Source organism: Candidatus Krumholzibacteriia bacterium (genome assembly GCA_029865265.1).
In the GTDB taxonomy this organism is placed as follows: Bacteria; Krumholzibacteriota; Krumholzibacteriia; order WVZY01; family JAKEHA01; genus JAKEHA01.
Genome location: JAOUHG010000046.1, coordinates 1 through 17,456 on the forward strand (window position 1 = coordinate 1; position 17,456 = coordinate 17,456).

Genomic DNA, 17,456 nt, shown 5'->3' on the forward strand with positions numbered 1-17,456 from the left:
TGATGGTGACCGCGCGGCCCGCCGCGGCCGATTCGACCGACATGGTGATGGACACCCGCCCCCGCGCCAGGCGCGCGCGCACCAGATCCTTGATGTCCTGTTCGCGGTTCTGCAGCACCCGGGGGAGTTTGAAGGCGAGGTCGAGGAAGCGGTGGTTGACCGAGCGGATCTCCACGGACACCGTGGAGCCGCCCGAGGTTGCCTCGCCGGTTCCGAAACCCGTCATGCTGATCAGCATTGTCTTTTCCTCGATTGAATTGAAAACACGCGACGAGTCCCTATACTATGGACCGCGCCACGGGGTGTCAATTTGAACATGGGCGACAACGGGCGCTTCGATAACAGCTTATGAATGCGTCTCTCCTTGCACGATTCGCCCGGGAAGCCCGGGAGCAGATGATCGGGTGCTACCTCGGCATGCCGCTGTGGTATCCGCCCGTGCTCGCCATCTCCTATGCGCAAGACCGCTACCTGGTGGCGGTGCTGGAAACCCCGGGGCCGTTCTGTTTTCTGGGGCGCCGCTCGCCGTTTGAGGGCGCGCGCGCACCCGAGCGGATGGACCGCCTGGCCGGCGCCGAGATTCAGGAGGTCTCCTGCCCGGACGGCAACCGCGTGCTGCAAATTGACGTGGTCACGCGCGGGCGCGAACACCTCACCCTGTCGCTGGTGCTGTTCGGGTCGGCGGGGGCCGCATTTGTGTCGCGCGACGGGGTTGCCGCGGAAATCGTGGGCCGCGGTTCCACGCGCTATGACGACGTGCCCGCCAGTGTCACCCCCGCCGAGCCCATCAACCCGCCCTTCCGCATGCTTATCACAGGGCGGCCCGGCTCGGCCGCGCCGTTTGCGGGCTCCCGGCCACCACGCGACACGGAGAACGCCGTTGTGCTGGGGCCGTTTTCGTCGGCACTGGATGCGTGCGAGGTGCTGGGGCAGCGCGTGCTGGACGGCGCGCACGAGACCATCATCCGCCGCGTCACGCGCCCCGCGCGCCGCAAGGTGGAGTCGCTGCGGCGGCTGGCGATGAACCTGGAGTCCGACATCGAGACCGCCCACACGCACGGCGAAGAACGCCGCGTTGCCGAAACACTCGCCGCGTACCAGACGCGCATTCCCGCCGGCGCGACGCACGTCGATCTTCCCGACCTTTACGACGCCGAGAAAATCCACGCCATCGAGCTCGACCCGCCCGATCCCATCCACGTGCAGATTGAGAAGCGCTTCCGGCGCGTGTCGAAACTGGAGAAGAGTCTCGCGCACTCCACCAAGCGTCTGGCGCTGGTGCAAAAAGAGAGCGAGGAACTCGAGGCGTCCCTGCGCCTTCTCGAACAGGCGCGCACCTTCACCGAGGCGCTCAAGCTGGTGGAGGCCATTCGCGCCAAGTTCGGGATCAAGCTCGACGACAAGGCGCCGCCCATCGGCGCCACCAAAAAGAAGAAGGATCAGGAGAAGACCTACCGCCAGTTCGACCTGGACGCCAACTGGTTCGCCATGGTGGGACGCTCCAACCACGAGAACGACGAGATCACCTTTAAGGTGGCCGCACCCATGGACCTCTGGTTCCACGCGCACAACGTGGCCGGCTCGCATGTGATCCTCAAGTCGCGCGGCGGCAAGGGCAACCCGCCCTCGGCGATCATCCAGGCCACCGCGTCCATCGCCGCGCACTACTCCAAGGCGCGCCACAGCGGCCTCGTCCCCGTCATCTACACCCAGCGCAAGTACGTGCGCAAATTCCGCGGCGCCAACCCCGGCCAGGTCACCTGCGAACGCGAAAAAATGCTGATGGTCCCGCCCAAACTACCAGAGGGGGAAGAGGAGTAACTACTCGTAGCGCAGCGGTGGGGTTCAGTCCGGAAGCGTGACCCGGTACACCCCGTTCTCGTCGACAGACGACGCACCAAAGAACAGCGTCCGCGAATCATGACTCCAGTTGAGGTTGCTGACACCCAGGTACACGCCGTCCACCTGATAGGTCCGGCGTTTCTCCATATCACGTATGAACAGCTCCACAACCCCACCCGTCGGAATGGGAACCTTGAACCGGAAGATCACCGCGTACGCCAGGTACCGCTCGTCCGGCGAGACGCGTGTCTGGTAGTAGCCCGTCTCACTGAAAAAGCGCCCCGCCTTGGCCACCTTCTTCTGTTTCCTATCAGATCCTACCCGAACGAACTCCAAATCATCCCCGTGCCGGCGACTCATGTACAGGTCATCGGACAATTTCCCATTCCGCCACGCTGCACTGAATCGACCCGGCTGTTCCATGTTCAACGCGACACCCCGAGACTGAGAGAGTTTCGTCACGGCTCCCTGAGGGGGACAATCGCTGCAGCCCACTGATTCCGGACGCGTTTCGACCCGCGCTTCAGGAACTCCCGGAATAAACACGACCCACGGGCGCTGGCGCCAATCCCGGCACTTGATTCCAAACGTCCCTCCATTCCACCCCACCGGGTCAAAGGAGTAGATGATTCCAAGCCATGGGTTCGATTTGTAGTCGGTCAGCGCGTCCGACGGGATGTCATCGAGCACGTGATTTGTCTTCGCTCCTGTCCTCAGGTCGAACGTCACGAGATGGAAATCCGACGGGAACTCACCTCGATATGGCGGCGGTGGCAAAGTTGAATCGACCTCTGCGAATATCAGGAATTGCTCACCTGGGGAAACTGAGATCCATTCTCCCAGATAGGGAAAGTACCGTTCCGTTCCACTAATTCGCTCCGGATTGAGCTTGCTGCTGCCGCAGCCGAGCAAGCCAACCGCCGCAAGGACGCAAACAATCACAATGAACGTGTTTCTGGTCCGCATCTTGTCAAACTAGTCCGGAAGCGTGACCCGGTACACCCCGTTCTCGTCGACAGACGACGCACCAAAGAACAGCGTCCTCGAGTCATGGCTCCAGTTGAGGTTGCTGACACCCAGGTACACGCCGTCCACCTGATAGGTCCGGCGCTTCTCCATATCACGTATGAACAGCTCCGTTACTGGTATTCGCAAGTGCCGAGATGGCCAGGCGACCTTGAACCGTGGTGCCTGGCAGTCAACGTGGAGCCTCGGGGTGCGAGCTCCCGCCTGTGATGGATGAACCGAGTAGTCGCCTGGATTGGATGTGTCATGAACGCTCAATGTCGCCCCGTGAGTCACGGTCAGGATGGCCATGCATCTGAGAACGGGTCAACTCCTTCTGCCGCGGGCACAAAAAAAGAGGGAAGCACCGAAGTGCTTCCCTCTTTTCGTTCCGGAGAGCGTTGCCGCTCGGAATCACGCTAAGGGCAAGGGCTATGATTCACTGGCTTGGCGAGCCACTCAGGGGAAGGCACCCGCTCAGGCCGGCTGACGCCAACTAGAGAGGAATACGCAGCCTCCTTGACACCGCCCTCCGTAACCAGACGCGCTGCCTCTTCCTGTATCCCGGCACCCCTGCTGGAGCACCCTTCCAATAAGCGCAGCACGCTGGTCAACATTGCATTGTGCAATTGGTGTGCCAAATCGCGCCTGCGGGGACCCGCATATGGGGCCTTAACTTCAATATTGACAATGGAATAACGAAACAGCAACAGCCGTTGACGGGGGTGCCTGCGGGCAAACCGTTAAAAAATCTTACGGGGGGTAAAAAAAGCTTACGAAATCAGCGGTCGACGAAGCCGCCCTCGGTGTTGAGCCAGGTGGTCAACTCGCCCGAGGGAACGCCGCCGTTGTAGACATCGGTCCCGAAGTTGGACCAGTAGATATACAGGTTCTCGGCAGCGTAGGTGTTGGGACCGTTGGGGAGCGGTGTGCCCGGGTAGAGCGTCACCGTCATCTTGAAGCGGGTGGAGGTCTCCGCGTCGCACTTGACCAGCAGCGGTACCGAGGTGGTGAACCGCAGCGTCTGCCCCAGGTAGGTGACATTGGTGGTGCCGGCCGTGAGCTTCTTTTCCAGCGGGACCGGCAACTGATCGCCCAGGCCGACGGTCGGCACGAGGAGCGCAATCAGGGCAAGCGCAGCCAGAACTGTGCGGAGGAGCTTCATTACTGCGTACTATAGCAGACTTCTCGCGTTTCGGGTAGGGGGGATCGGGAAGTTCTCACCCGGCGGCCGACCCCTCGCCCAGCGCGCCGCCCGGCACACGCACGTCCCCCCGGCGCAGGGTGATGCGCCGCGCGTCCAGGAACTCCAGCAGCGGCACCACGTGTTTGCGCGTGATTCCAAAGGCGTTACGGAGATCCGCCACCCCCAGCTCGCCTTGCCCGGCAAACAACTTTCGCAGCGTTTCCACGCACTGCCCGAGCGCGGAAACGTGCAGAACCCCCTCGCCCACATCCACAATTTCTCCCGCGTCGCGCAGGTACTGCAGCGCATCCTGGACGCGCGTTTCCGATGTCCACGCGCGCTCGATCTCGGCGCGCGAGGGAAACGCGAGACCGGCAGCGCGAATGGTATTGCCGAGTTCCTCTACTGCACGCGCCAGCGCCGGCGGAAGTTCGATGTCCGCCGAGCCCGCACGCACGCGGTCGCCGCGCACGAACAACGGGTGGGTGGCGCCGAGGGTTTCGATGACGCGGTTGAAGGTGGCCGCGGGGTGCGGAAACGCCAATCGCTGGCGCAGCTCCTCCTTGCCCAGTCCCCACTGCAACGGGAAGCGCGCCTGGTGCGCGCCGGCCAGTTCCAGTGCGCGCGCGGCGAGTGCGTCGAGCGCGTGGTGGTGATAGAAGCGTCCCGCGATGGCGACGAGATCACCCCGCTCGACCAGCGCCGCGGCGGTGGCGGTGTCGGCGTCCGCCTCCGCGATTCCTGCGATGCCCGCACGCTCGGCTGCCTTGGCAAGCACGGTTTCGGGATCGCCCTGTTCGCGGATGCGCAGCCGGTCGATGGCGGCGGCGTCGGCGCGGCGATGCTTCTCCGCGTGCGCGTCGACCACCACACCGCCCCCAATGACGCGCGGTGGTGAGTACTTGCGCACCACGAAGTGATCGCCCGCCCCCGCCACCAGCGGACTTTCCAGGCGCAGCTGCGCGAGCATGGACTCTCCCGCGCGCAGCACGTCGCCCTCCAGCAGCACCACGCGGCCCAGCAGTTCCCGCGCACCATGGTGGATGCGAATGCGCTCGCGGTTCTTTACTTCCAGATCTTCTATCGTGGCAAGCGTCATGCGCACGTCCACCGTGTCGGCACCCGTGAACTTGCCCGGCGTGGTGAGCATGTCGCCGCGCGCCACCTCTTCCAGCTTCACACCGTGCAACGCAATGGCGAGGCGTTCGCCGGCAACCCCCTCGTTGCGTTTGGCGCCAAAGCTCTGCAGTTCACGAACGCGCACGCGCTTTGCCGACGGCAGCAGGTCGAGCTCGTCCCCCACCGTAACTCGGCCGGAGTAGCAACTGCCGGTGACAACCACGCCGATTCCCTTCTGGTGAAACACGCGGTCCACCGCCAGGCGGAACGGCCCCGCGGCGTTGCGATTCTCCACCTGGGCCGCGAGCGCTGCGAGCGTGGCGCGAATGTCATCGAGGCCGGCGCCGGTGCGCGCGGAGGCGAGCACCACCGGCGCGTCTTCCAGGAAGGTGCCGTGCACAAGTTCGGCGATCTCTTCTTTCAGCAGCGGGAGGGTGTCGTCAGTGGCGAGGTCGGACTTGGAGACCACCACCATGCCGTGGCGCACGCCCAGCGCGCGCAATACCTCCAGGTGCTCGCGCGTCTGCGGCATGACGCTCTCGTCGGCGGCCACCAGCAGCATGGCCAGATCGATGCCGCCCGCGCCCGCCACCATCTGGCGCACGAAGCGCTCGTGCCCGGGAACGTCGATGATGCCCACGAACACGCCGCCGTCGAGCACGAGGGGCGCAAAGCCCAGCTCGATGGAGATGCCGCGGTCCTTCTCTTCCTTGAGGCGGTCGGTGTCGTGGCCGGTGAGCGCGCGTACCAGCTCGGTCTTGCCGTGGTCGACGTGGCCGGCGGTGCCCAGGATGAAGTGGCGCGCGGCCGGGGCGGTGGTCTTCCCGGGCGATCCGCTCACGTTACTGGCTGGCGCGCTCGATGCGGGCGCCGAGGGCGTTGAGGCGCTCTTCGATGCGCTGATACCCGCGGTCGATATGGTAAACGCGGAGGATCTCGGTTTGTCCCTGCGCACTCATCGCGGCCAGAATGAGCCCCGACGAGGCACGGATGTCGGTGGCCATCACCGGCGCACCCTGCAGTTTTTCCACACCGCGGATCACGGCCAGGTTGCCGTCCAGGCGCACGTCGGCGCCAAAGCGGCGCAACTCGGGCACGTGGGTGAAGCGGTCGGGATAGATGGTCTCCTTCACCGTGCTGACACCGTCGGCGCGGCACAGCAGCGCGATGATCTGCGCCTGCATGTCGGTGGGAAACCCGGGGTACTCGCGCGTGACCACGTCTGTCGCCTTCAGGCGCGACGGTCCCTTCACGCGCACTTCGTTTTCACCGGCCTCCACCGTGGCGCCCGCCGCCTCCAGCACGGAGATCACCGCGTGCATGTGGCCCGGGTTGCAGTGCGTGATGAGCACGTTGCCACCGGTGATGGCGGCCGCCCCCATGAAGGTCTCGGCCTCGATGCGGTCCGGGATGACGCGGTGCTCGAGCGGCTTCACCGAGGTGGTGCCGTGCACCACGATGCGCGGCGTGTCCGCACCTTCGATTTCGACACCGCACTCCTGCAGCGCGTGCACCAGGTCGGTGATCTCGGGCTCGAGTGCTGCGTTCTCCAGCACGGTGGTGCCTTCCGCCAGCGCGGCCGCCATGATGGTCTGCGCGGTGGCACCCACGCTGGAAATGGGAAACACGATCTCAGCACCGCGCAGGCGCTCGCAACTGGCCTCGATGTAGCCGTGCTCGAGCGCGATCTTCGCGCCCAGCTTCTCCATGGCCATCAGATGCAGGTCGATGGGACGCGGGCCCCACGCGCAACCACCGGGCATGCTCACGCGCGCGCGGCCGTGGATGGCAAGCGTGGGTGCCAGAACATAGATGGACGCGCGCATGGTACGCACCAGTTCGTACGGCGCCTCGAGGCCGTTGGCCTCGCGCGTGTCGATGGTCATGGTGCTGCCCTCGCGCGTGGTCTTCGCACCGAGGATGTCGAGCATCTTCACCATGGTGGTGACGTCACGCAGGTCGGGCACGTTCTCGATGACGCTGGTGCCGCGCGACAACAGCGCCGCGGCCATGAGCGGCAGCACAGCGTTCTTGGCCCCGTTGACGGGAATGGTTCCCGAAAGGGGCGTGGGTCCTTGTACTACAAATTTATCCATACGTGTCTTTCTTGACGGTTGCGCGACTGCGCCGCGGCGATTGAGCGGACCGTCACGGAGGCCGAGCGGCCACGGTGCCGAGCCCCTTTCAACAAGATGGGGCGAGGCGAGCGAGGCCGAGTGCCGAGGGGCGAGGCGCCCGGTGGGGCGCCGAGACCCCGTGTCCGCGAAACGCCGCGCGCAGTCGCGTGCGCTTATCAGTACGCAATGACCACCCGATCCCGTCCGGCCAGGTCCTTGATCACGCGCACACTCGTGAAGCTGGCGCCCTCGAACAGGTCCGAGACCGCGGCGCCCTGATCGTCGCCGATCTCCACCATGACGAATCCGTTCGGGAGCAAGCATCGCACCATTCGCGGAATTGCGCGACGGTAGAAATCCAGCCCGTCGGCGCCGCCGTCCAGGGCCAGCATGGGCTCGTGCTCGCGCACCTCGCGCGGCAGCCCCGCCAGCTCGCCGGAGGCGATGTAGGGCGGATTGCATAGAATCGCCGCAAAGCGGTCCGCGGTGCTGTCGAGATACTCCACGGCATCGTCGTGTACCAGCCGCACCCGGTCACTCACCTCGTTGTGCGCCGCGTTGTCCGCGGTCAGTTCGACCGCCGCGTCGGACACGTCCACCGCCGTCACCCCCGCGTTGGGGACGCGTTTTGCAATGGACACCCCGATGACGCCGCTGCCGCAGCACAGGTCGAGCACCAGCGCCGGCTCGTGCAGCGCCAGCGCGCGCAGTTTCTTCTCCGCGTGTTCCACCAGCACTTCGGTGTCCGGCCGCGGCACGAACACCCCGGGGCGCGCAAAGAACGGCAGCGCCATGAACTCCGTGCTGCCCAGGATGTACTGCAGCGGCTCGCGCGACGCGCGGCGCTCGATGCGCCGCCAGTAGCTCCCGATCGGCTCCGGCCCCAGGCTCTCCCGCGAGCGCACGTAGAGATCCAGCATGCTGACCCCGAGCGTTGCGCACAGCATCCACTCCGCGTTGCGGCGGGCATTGGGGACGCCACTCCTGTTGAGATGCGTTTCGGCGCGGTTGAGCAGGTCGCGGATGGTCTCGGTGGCGGGATGCATGCCGCGCCTCACTTGGCGGGCGCGCGCTGCGCGGCGCGTTCGAGTACATCTGCCTTGTGCAGCGCGTCGATGAGTTCGTCCAGGTCGCCCTCCATCACCGCGTTCAGCGTGTGCGTGGTGTAGTTGATGCGGTGGTCGGTGACGCGCTGTTGGGGAAAGTTATAGGTGCGGATCTTGGCGCTGCGGTCGCCCGAACCAATCTGGCTCCTGCGCTCGGCGGACATCTTCTGGTCCTGCTCGGACTGCGCGCGGTCCAGCAGCCGCGCCTGCAGCACCTTCATGGCCTTCGCGCGGTTCTTGATCTGCGAGCGCTCCTCCTGGCAGGTCACCACCAGGCCGGTGGGAATGTGCGTGATGCGCACCGCGCTGTCGGTGGTGTTCACACTCTGCCCGCCGGGGCCGCTGGAGCGGTACACGTCGATACGCAGTTCGTTGGGCTCGATGTGGATCTCCACTTCCTCAGCTTCCGGCAGCACCGCCACCGATGCCGCCGAGGTGTGGATGCGCCCGCTGGCCTCGGTGGCCGGCACGCGCTGCACCCGGTGCACGCCGCTCTCGTACTTGAGACGTCCAAAGGCGCCGTGCCCCGCCACCAGCAGCACCACTTCCTTGAAGCCGCCCATGCCGGTCTCGTTGCTGGAGAGCACCTCCGCCTTCCAGCCCTTGAGCTCGAAGTAGCGCTGGTACATGCGCAGCAGGTCGCCCGCGAACAACGCGGACTCCTCGCCGCCGGTGCCGGCGCGGATTTCCATGACGGTGTTCTTGTCGTCGTTGGGATCCCTGGGGACGATGAGAACACGGAACTTCTCTTCCAGTTCCTCGAGCTCCGCTTCCAGGGAGTCCATTTCCGCGCGCGCAATCTCCACCAGCTCGGCGTCCTCGTTGGCCTTGATGATCTTCGAGTTGTCCTCGAGCGTCTCGGTGATCTTCTTGAGCTTGGCCGACACCTCCACCAGCTCCTCCATGTCCGAGCGCTCCTTGGCGAGTTTGCGCCAGCGGGCGTTGTCCTTGATGACCTTCTCGTCGGAGAGCAGGCCGGTCAGCTCGTCGAAACGCTCGAGTATGGGATCGTACTTGGAAGCCATGGAAGTGTTGCCGCGTTTCGCGATGCGGCGGCGAACGACGCTAGCTGGAGGGTATCTCCAGGCGCACGTTCTGGTAGTCGAGGCACGCGTTCAGGGCCGCAATCGCGACTTCCAGCATATCATCGCTCGGTTCGCGTGTCGTGACTTTTTGCAGCGTGAGACCCGGCCACACGGCGGGTTTGAGGAAGCGGGCAAAGCGCTCCTTGGCGGAGAGGCGGATGAACTCGAACGAGATGCCCCCGATGACCGGGATCATGGCAAAGCGGAACATGCGCTCGCCCCACGTGTCCGGCTTGCCCAGCACCGAGAACACCAGGATGCTCACCAGCATCACCACCAGCAGGAAGCTGGTGCCGCAACGCGGGTGCAGTGTGGTGTAGGGGCGCGCATTGGCCACGGTGAGGTCCTGCTTATTTTCGTACACGTAGATGGTCTTGTGCTCGGCGCCGTGGTACTGAAAGATGCGCTGCATGTCCTTCCACTGGGCGATCAGAAACAGATAGCCCAGGAAGAACACCAGGCGGATGGCGCCGTCGATGAGGTTGAAGCCGATGCCGTTCTGCACGCCGGTGAGCTCGGTGAGCCACAACGGCAGCAGGAAGAACAACAGGAAGCCCATGCCCAGCGCGAACACCACCGAACCGAAGATGGTGAGGTTGGTGCCCACGTTCTTCTTCGGCTTGGGATCGCTGTCCTCGTCCGCGGCCTGCGATGCCGAGTACGACAGCGACGAGATGCCGATCCACATCATCTCAACCAGACCGATGGCCCCGCGCAGGATGGGAATGTTGAGAAACTTGAAGCGGTGCGTCAGTGCCTCGAAGCGGGTCTTCTGGATGACAATGGTCCCCTGGGGCGTGCGGACGGCGGTCGCGTAATAAGTTGGCGACCGCATCATGACGCCTTCGATGACCGCCTGGCCACCGACGCTGATGGGCTTTTCCGACATGGGTGCTGCGATGGGTCGCGGCTACTCGTTCGTCCCGCCGACGTCTTTGTACTTGTACTTCTCGCGGAAGCGTTCCACGCGGCCCGCCGTGTCGACGAACTTGCGCTTGCCCGTGTAGAACGGGTGCGACGCGGACGAGATTTCCATGCGAACCACGAAGTGCTTGACCCCGTCGATGTCACGGGTCTCGTTGCTCTTCATGGTGGAGCGGGTGATGAACTCCGCCCCGACGCTCGGATCGACGAACACCACGGGGTGGTACTGCGGATGTATTTCTTTCTTCATTTCCTCTGAACTCCCGGCAAATTTTAAGCCTGTGAAACAAGCATTATACGGGGTCGGGCGGCCTGCGCGCAAGGGGTTAACGGCCGGCCCGAAGGACGACGGGGGCGGGCGCGACGGCCGTATGTGCCTCCGAGAGATTCTCTTAGTCCTGGCGGGCCGCCGAAGCCGCGGCGGCCCCCGCCGGGAGGCCGAGCACCTTCCGGCCCAGGTACCCCGAGTTGAGGTCGATCACCGCGTGGACCAGGATGGGCGCCCACAGTGAACCCGTCAGAACGAAGAGCCCCGCCATCGCCAGCCCCACCAGCCCCGTCTTGACGATGCCGCCCGCGCCCTGATAGGCGTGCCCCAGCCCGAAGACCACCGAGGACAGCGCCACCGCGGCCCACAGCGGGAAGAACCACGCGAGGTATGCAATGAGAAAACCGCGGTAGACGATCTCCTCGCAGATGCCGGCCGTCGCCGACAGCGCCGAGAAGTAGCGCCCCTCGCGCGCGCTGGCGGGGATGATGGATTGCAGCGGCTCCAGCTGGGCACGCGCCTGTCCGATACGCTCGGCGCTGCGCAGGACCACGACGGTCTGAAGGACGAGCAGGACGCTCGCGATCGCGGCGAGCGCGGCTCCTACCCACCAGGCGGTCCCGATGTCGCCGGCGCCCATTACACCCGGCAACTGGCCGCGCACACCCCACCGCACCAGCACGAGGATTGCGAGCGACCACTCCACCGCCATGGTTCGGCGGTACGCGTTGACGCGCGCGTCCGCCTTGCCCGCTTCGATCTCATTGAGAAGCACGCGGTACTGCCGCTGCGCCCACAATGGCATCAGCAGCGTGACGATGGCAAAGAGCCCGTGTTCGAACAGTCCCGGTGTCATGCTCTCCCCGCGCGCCCGCTAGCGCCAGCTGGACCGCATCTCTTCTGCCATGTGCTCGATCTCGGTGAGGTCGCGCTTCATCTCGCTCCATCCATACCACAACGCGTAGTCCGGGTTGGCGTGGAACGTGCCCTGGAACGCGCGCATGCGGTGCTCGAGGTGCATCTGGAAGAGCCGTTGCTCGATGGGCGTGGGCGCGTCGTGGAACGCGAGCAGATCCGGGAACGCGTATGCGTATTCCTTCGGCTTCTTGAGCGTGCCATCCTTGTAGAGACCGGCAACGATACGAATGGCCTGCGCGAGCAGGTGGTCCGCCTCGCGGATCATGTCGTCGCCCTTGGCCAGTTCGGCCCGGGCGAAGTTCTCAGAGTGACATTCGCTGCAGGCGGTGAGCATGCGCGCGCGTTCGGCGTCGAACTCCTCCTGGGTGAGCCGCGCCACCTGCGCCGCCTCCACCACCTTGAGCCGCTCGGTCGGCTTGCCGTCGGGATCGAGAACCCCGAGCGCCTGCATGATGGTGGTCTGATCCGCCTCCCACTCCCTGCCGCCACGCAACGGCAGCCTCACCGCAAGGAATCCCCAGGCGGTGCGGACCTCGTGGTTGCCATCCTGCATGTGGCAGGTCTGGCAGGTGGGCCCGGCGGCGGACTGCGGAAGAACCATAGACTGCTTGAGTAGCGCGCGCACCCCGTGCTTGCTCGCGGACCACATCTCCCACTGCGGGTGATCGAATCCCATGTGGCAGGTCTGGCAGGCCTGCGGTGCGCGGGCCTCTTCCACCGAAAAGAGGTGGCGCGTGTGGCAGGCGTTGCAGGAGGCGACGCCGAACTTCCCGCCCTCCTTCCTGATGGCGGCCATGTCCTCATCGGACTTGAGGCCGATCTTGTGGCAGCCCCCGCAACCCTTCATGCCCTCCATGAGCGCGATGGGTTGCGCGTGCGCGGTGGGCATGGCCTTCATGGCCGCCCACGCAAACGCGTGCTTGCCGCGCTTGAACTGTGCCACGCGCTCCTCGTGGCAGGTGGCGCAGGTCTCCGGCGTGGGAATGTCCACCTTGTCGACATCGGACGCGGAGGAGTGTCGGTCGCCGTGGCAGTCGTTGCACTCAACACCCTCCCCCGCATGAGCACTCAGCTCCCAGTCGCCCACAATGCCGGGGGTGACATCGGTGTGACACTGGATGCAGGGGTTGGGCTGGGCGGTGGCGGCGAGCGGGAAGACCAGAACGGCCGTGAGGGCGAGCACCCGGATCATGACGTGCTCCTTTCGATCAGGAAGGCTGCGCGGCATATGAATTCATAGCACGATCCCCGCCCCGTGTCAGCCGTGTTGTGCCGGGTCAGGTTCCCGCGTTGTTGACGAACGTCGCCACGCGTCCGTGGTGCTCCGCCCACGAATTCCACACCGAGTTGGCCCAGGTTCCCGCGCGGGTGATGAAATCGGCGGACCCTTCGGCGAGCGCGAGTTCCAGAACGGTCAGCGGGGACGGAAACTCCGGTGGACGCATGCGGGGCCACTTGGTGTTCTGCGCGGCCAGGCGCTGCAGCAGGGGCGGAATTTCGTTGTAGGGAACCTCCAGGTCGAAGGCGGCGTAGAGGCCGGCCAGGTGCACGAGCACCGACCGGTCCGGATGCTTACCACCCGCGTGCTGGGCGGCGTACGCATCGACAATGAGTTGATAGACGGGCGCGTAGGTGTCCTTGCTGGAAGCGACCGCGAGGACCTCCTCGAAGACCACCCAGCACTCGGGAGAACTGTTGAAATAGCCATCGTAGGTGACCTTGTCACTGCGCGGCATCAGCAGTCCGCACCCGGGACACTCTCGCTTCGGCTTCTTCTCAGCCATCGATGGCACCTCCTTCCACGGCCTGCCGCCATCCTCGCATAGCACGCCGGGAGAGTGGAGTGTTTTCTGGCCACCGGCACACAAAGCAGAAGCGCCCCCCGGTTACCCGGAGGGCGCTTCTTTGCGCAGACCCAAGTTGCTAAAAACCCTGCACTAGGCATTCATAGACTTAAGGAACTGCGCATTGGTCTTGGTCTTGCCAAGCTTGTCGAGGAGGAACTCCATGGCCTCCATGAGGGGCTTGTCGTTCAAGAATTTGCGCAAGATCCAGATCTTGTCCAGATCTTTCTTCTCGATCAACAGTTCTTCCTTACGCGTGCCGGACTTGAAGATGTCGACTGCGGGGAAGACTCGCTTATCGCTCAAGCGGCGGTCAAGCACGAGTTCCATATTACCCGTGCCCTTGAACTCCTCGAAGATGACCTCGTCCATGCGGCTGCCGGTCTCGATGAGCGCGGTGGCGATGATGGTGAGGCTGCCGTTGCCCTCGATGTTACGCGCCGCGCCGAAGAAGCGCTTGGGGCGCTGCAGTGCGTTGGAGTCCACACCGCCGGAGAGAATCTTCCCGGAGTGGGGCACCACCGCGTTGTGTGCGCGCGCCAGTCGCGTGATGGAGTCGAGCAGGATCACGACGTCCTTGCCGTGCTCCACCAGGCGCTTGGCCTTCTCGATGACCATGTCCGACACCTGCACGTGGCGCTCGGCCGGCTCGTCAAAGGTGGAACTGATGACCTCGCCCTTCACGTTGCGCTCCATGTCCGTCACTTCTTCCGGACGCTCGTCGATGAGCAGCACAATCAGGTAGACCTCGGGGTGGTTGGCCGAGATGGCGTTGGCGATCTTCTGCAGGAGGATCGTCTTACCGGTGCGCGGCTGCGCCACGATGAGGCTTCGCTGACCCTTGCCGATGGGACACACCAGGTTGATCAAGCGCGTGGAGAGATCCTCGGGATCGTGCTCCAGGTTGAACGCCTCTTCCGGATACAGCGGTGTGAGGTTATCGAAGAAGGGCTTGGTCTTGGCGACGTCCGGGTGTTCGTGATTCACCGCCTCCACGCGAAGGAGGGCGAAGTATCGCTCCGAATCCTTCGGGCTGCGAATCTGGCCCGACACCGTGTCCCCGGTGCGCAGATCGAACTTCTTGATCTGCGACGGCGAAACGTAGATGTCGTCCGGGCCCGGGAGGTAGTTGTAGTCCGGCGAACGGAGGAAACCGTATCCCTCCGGAAGGACCTGCAGAACACCCTCGGCGAAGATGAGCCCGTTCTGTTGCGTCTGCGCTTCCAGGACTTTGAAGATAAGCTCCTGCTTGCGCATGCTGCTGGTGCCCTCGATTTCGAGGGCATTGGCGACGTCGAGCAGCTCGGAGATGGTCTTCCCCTTCAGCTCGGCGATATCCATTCTTTTTGCTCCAATAGAGGACACGATGGCGGGGTCGGGTGCTTAACTAACCCGAATGGTAGGAGGTTCGTACTGTCAACGGAGACAACGCTCCGCCGTTGAATTGATTACTCATCAGCCACATGGGCAGGGATTGTTTCAAGTCCGGGATTCTCAGGTATTCGCTTTGAGAGTAACAACCTGGGTGTGTTTCGAGGCGTCGCCCGGGGAGGACCGCCACACCACCGGGCCGGGAGGAATGCAAGTCGCGTTCCACTCGGCCCGGTGGCGGGTGTGCCTTCGGCTATTGCTGGGCCTTCATCTCCGCCTCGCGGAGTTCCGCGAAGCGCTTGCCCGCCTGGGCCGCCTTGTCCTTTTCGCCCAGTTCCCCGTAGGACTGCGCCAGCAACTGCCAGCCGCGTGAATCCTCTGGCCTCAACTGGACGAACTTCTCGCCCCAAAGGGCCGAGTTTGAAAAATCCTTCTGTGCGTAATAGGCCACCACGATGTTGAAGGTGGTGGTGGGCTCATCCGGCTGCAATTCGAGCGCCTTCTCGTAGTACGAGATGGCCTCGGTGATCGCGGCGGGATCCTCCGTGCGCTGATTGTAGAGCGCCACGCCGACGTTGTAATAGACGTCGAAGTCCTCCGCGCCCACCTTGGCGCGCGCCTCAGACGCCATCTTCAGGAAGATCGACGCGCCCTTCCACTCCTGGCGATTCAACAGGTCCATGCCGATGCCCTGAATGACCTCGTAGCTGGCCGGATCCTCGTCGATGAGTCGCTGGAAGCGGTTCTCGGCCTCGTCCTCGCGGCCCATCGCCACCAGCTGGCTGCCGGCAAGCTGCAGCGCGCGCGGGTAGTTGGCGTCGCTGGGGTTCGACAGTTCGAGCACCTTGTCGGCCGCGTCGAGCGCCTTCTGGTGATAGGTGGAGTCGTCCTCGGCAAGGCGATCGTACGCCACACCGAGGTTGTAGTACGCGTTGGCCTGTGTGGGATCCGACTGCGTCGCCAGGTCGAACTCGCCGGCGGCGGCCTTGTAGTCCTGGCGGTTGAACGCGCTCTGACCGAGCTTGTAGTGCTTGGCAAAGTTGCTCTGGATGTTGTCTTTGCAGTTGGGCACTTTCTTCGGGTCGAGCTCCGCCGCCTTCATGAAGTGCTCGTACGCCAGCGCCACACTGTCGAGCTGGCTGTAGGAATACCCCAGCTGGAAATGCGCCTCGGCGTCGTTGGGATTGGCGGCCAGGCCTTCCTTGGCCAGCTGGATCGCCAGGTCGTAGTTGCCTTCCTGGTTGCGAAGCTTGGCGCTCGTGGTAGCCACCGACTGGCAGCCCACGGCGACGGCCGCGGCCAGAATCAACATCGATACAAGGAATCGTACTCGGATCATCGCGCGCTGCCTCCCTAGCGGTACAGCCCGGTCGGAACCTGCGTGCAGGCCGACCTGATTACTTCAACGGTTCTTTGTCGGGCAACCCTATCCATCAAACGGGTTGGCGGGACGTTAATTTCGAATGCTTGGTTGATTATCCCGGGCGGCGGTTCTTTCCCTGGGGCCGCCGAGGTGGGTTGTTGGGGATCCATGCACGGGGTATGGACCTGCCGTACGCCTCCATTAAACGAGACCACGCGCGGGGTGTCAAGGCGAATTTCCGGCCGCCGGCCGTTCCAAACCCCCGTCCCGCTTGGGCTTAACCCCGGCCTAGAAGAATGACTCCGGGTCCACGTCCCAGCGCAGGTCCACCGCGCGGGCGCCGCGACGCTTCTCGGTGAGCCGGCGGAAGGCCCCCAGCACGGCGTCCTTGTCCGCCTGGCGGATGGGGCCCTTGAGCAGCATGTGCTCGCGGAAGCGGTTCTTCACCCGGGGGATGAGCGGCGGCGTCGGGCCCAGGACGGCCACGCGGCCGCCGAGCATCTCGCGGGCCGTCTCGGCCCATTCCAGCATGAGCGCGCCCAGCACGGCGGCGTCGGTGCCGCTGCACGCCGCCAGCACCATGCGCGCGAAGGGCGGGTAGTTGAGGTCGCGCCGCACCTGCAGCTCCTCGTCCATGAAGCCGTCGTAGTCGTTGGCCACCAGGTGCCGGAACACGGCGTGGTCCGGTGAATACGTTTGGATGACCACCGCGCCCGCGCCACTGCGTCCCGACCGCCCCGCCACCTGGGTGAGCTGCTGGAAGGTGCGCTCCGCCGAGCGGAAGTCCGGAAAATTGAGCCCCTCCTCCGCACTCACCACCCCCACCAGCGCCACACCGGGAAAGTGGTGGCCCTTGGTGACCATCTGCGTGCCCAGCAGGATGGGATACTGCCCGGTGCTGAACTCCTCCAGGATCTTGCGGTGGCCCTCCTTGCCGCTGGTGGTGTCGGCGTCCATGCGCAGCACGCCCACGCCGGGAAAGAGCGCCCTCAGGTCCAGCTCCACGCGCTGCGTGCCCACGCCGGTATAGTTCAAAAGCCGGCTGTTGCATTTGTCGCAGCGCGTCGGCACGCCTCGTTCGTACCCGCATAAGTGGCACTTGAGACGCTCGTCCACGCGATGAAAGGTGAGCGAGACGTCGCAGTTCACACACATGGCCAGCCAGCCGCACGCGCCACACTGCACGTAGCGCGCGTGACCGCGCTTGTTGAGGAACACGATGGCCTGGTGTCCCGCCTTGATGGTTTCGTCGAGGCGTTCAATGAGGTGCTGCGAGAACACCTTGCCGCGGGACTCCTCCTCGCGCAT

The 17,456-nt window shown here is 64.5% G+C and carries 17 protein-coding genes; 1 reads left to right on the plus strand and 16 read right to left on the minus strand.

Features of this window, described 5'->3' with window-relative positions; genetic code table 11:
- Nucleotides 1-238, minus strand: a 238-nt coding sequence (locus OEX18_14180; protein ID MDH4338417.1) for a YicC family protein, incomplete at its 3' end; no start/stop codon positions are given.
- Between the two features lie 158 nt (nucleotides 239-396).
- On the opposite strand from OEX18_14180, the gene OEX18_14185 reads away from it, so the two are divergent.
- Nucleotides 397-1,821, plus strand: a complete 1,425-nt coding sequence (locus tag OEX18_14185; protein ID MDH4338418.1) for an NFACT RNA binding domain-containing protein — start codon at nucleotides 397-399, stop codon at nucleotides 1,819-1,821.
- A 24-nt stretch (nucleotides 1,822-1,845) separates the two neighbouring features.
- Here OEX18_14185 and OEX18_14190 read toward each other — a convergent pair whose 3' ends face one another.
- The 15 genes from OEX18_14190 to priA all read right to left on the minus strand — a co-directional run.
- Nucleotides 1,846-2,808 carry a hypothetical protein gene (locus tag OEX18_14190; protein MDH4338419.1) on the minus strand — a complete coding sequence of 321 codons (963 nt, stop codon included), beginning with the start codon at nucleotides 2,806-2,808 and terminating at the stop codon, nucleotides 1,846-1,848.
- A gap of 9 nt (nucleotides 2,809-2,817) precedes the next feature.
- Nucleotides 2,818-2,961: a hypothetical protein gene (locus OEX18_14195; protein MDH4338420.1), complete on the minus strand. Its 144-nt coding sequence runs from the start codon at nucleotides 2,959-2,961 to the stop codon at nucleotides 2,818-2,820.
- A gap of 667 nt (nucleotides 2,962-3,628) precedes the next feature.
- On the minus strand, nucleotides 3,629-4,012 hold the full coding sequence (locus OEX18_14200; protein MDH4338421.1) for a hypothetical protein: 384 nt from the start codon (nucleotides 4,010-4,012) through the stop codon (nucleotides 3,629-3,631).
- A 55-nt stretch (nucleotides 4,013-4,067) separates the two neighbouring features.
- A complete protein-coding gene (gene selB / locus OEX18_14205) occupies nucleotides 4,068-5,993 on the minus strand; it encodes a selenocysteine-specific translation elongation factor (protein MDH4338422.1) in 1,926 nt (641 codons plus the stop codon).
- 1 nt (nucleotide 5,994) lies between these two features.
- On the minus strand, nucleotides 5,995-7,248 hold the full coding sequence (gene murA, locus OEX18_14210; protein ID MDH4338423.1) for a UDP-N-acetylglucosamine 1-carboxyvinyltransferase: 1,254 nt from the start codon (nucleotides 7,246-7,248) through the stop codon (nucleotides 5,995-5,997).
- Between the two features lie 197 nt (nucleotides 7,249-7,445).
- Nucleotides 7,446-8,315 (minus strand): peptide chain release factor N(5)-glutamine methyltransferase, encoded by an 870-nt coding sequence (gene prmC, locus OEX18_14215; protein ID MDH4338424.1) that lies wholly within the window; start codon nucleotides 8,313-8,315, stop codon nucleotides 7,446-7,448.
- Nucleotides 8,316-8,323: 8 nt separating this feature from the next.
- Nucleotides 8,324-9,400 carry a peptide chain release factor 1 gene (gene prfA / locus OEX18_14220; GenBank protein ID MDH4338425.1) on the minus strand — a complete coding sequence of 359 codons (1,077 nt, stop codon included), beginning with the start codon at nucleotides 9,398-9,400 and terminating at the stop codon, nucleotides 8,324-8,326.
- 40 nt (nucleotides 9,401-9,440) lie between these two features.
- Nucleotides 9,441-10,349, minus strand: coding sequence for a DUF1385 domain-containing protein (locus tag OEX18_14225; protein MDH4338426.1), 909 nt, complete (start codon nucleotides 10,347-10,349; stop codon nucleotides 9,441-9,443).
- A gap of 21 nt (nucleotides 10,350-10,370) precedes the next feature.
- Complete coding sequence (locus OEX18_14230; GenBank protein MDH4338427.1) at nucleotides 10,371-10,634, minus strand: type B 50S ribosomal protein L31; 264 nt, start codon at nucleotides 10,632-10,634, stop codon at nucleotides 10,371-10,373.
- A 142-nt stretch (nucleotides 10,635-10,776) separates the two neighbouring features.
- Nucleotides 10,777-11,508: a CPBP family intramembrane metalloprotease gene (locus tag OEX18_14235; protein MDH4338428.1), complete on the minus strand. Its 732-nt coding sequence runs from the start codon at nucleotides 11,506-11,508 to the stop codon at nucleotides 10,777-10,779.
- A gap of 18 nt (nucleotides 11,509-11,526) precedes the next feature.
- Complete coding sequence (locus OEX18_14240) at nucleotides 11,527-12,762, minus strand: multiheme c-type cytochrome (GenBank protein ID MDH4338429.1); 1,236 nt, start codon at nucleotides 12,760-12,762, stop codon at nucleotides 11,527-11,529.
- Between the two features lie 85 nt (nucleotides 12,763-12,847).
- Nucleotides 12,848-13,354 (minus strand): DUF5946 family protein, encoded by a 507-nt coding sequence (locus OEX18_14245; GenBank protein MDH4338430.1) that lies wholly within the window; start codon nucleotides 13,352-13,354, stop codon nucleotides 12,848-12,850.
- A gap of 153 nt (nucleotides 13,355-13,507) precedes the next feature.
- Complete coding sequence (gene rho / locus OEX18_14250; protein ID MDH4338431.1) at nucleotides 13,508-14,755, minus strand: transcription termination factor Rho; 1,248 nt, start codon at nucleotides 14,753-14,755, stop codon at nucleotides 13,508-13,510.
- Nucleotides 14,756-15,038: 283 nt separating this feature from the next.
- Entirely contained in the window at nucleotides 15,039-16,124 is a 1,086-nt protein-coding gene (locus OEX18_14255) for a tetratricopeptide repeat protein (protein MDH4338432.1), read from the minus strand.
- Between the two features lie 312 nt (nucleotides 16,125-16,436).
- Nucleotides 16,437-17,456: primosomal protein N' (gene priA, locus OEX18_14260; GenBank protein MDH4338433.1), on the minus strand; the 1,020-nt coding region annotated here is incomplete at its 5' end.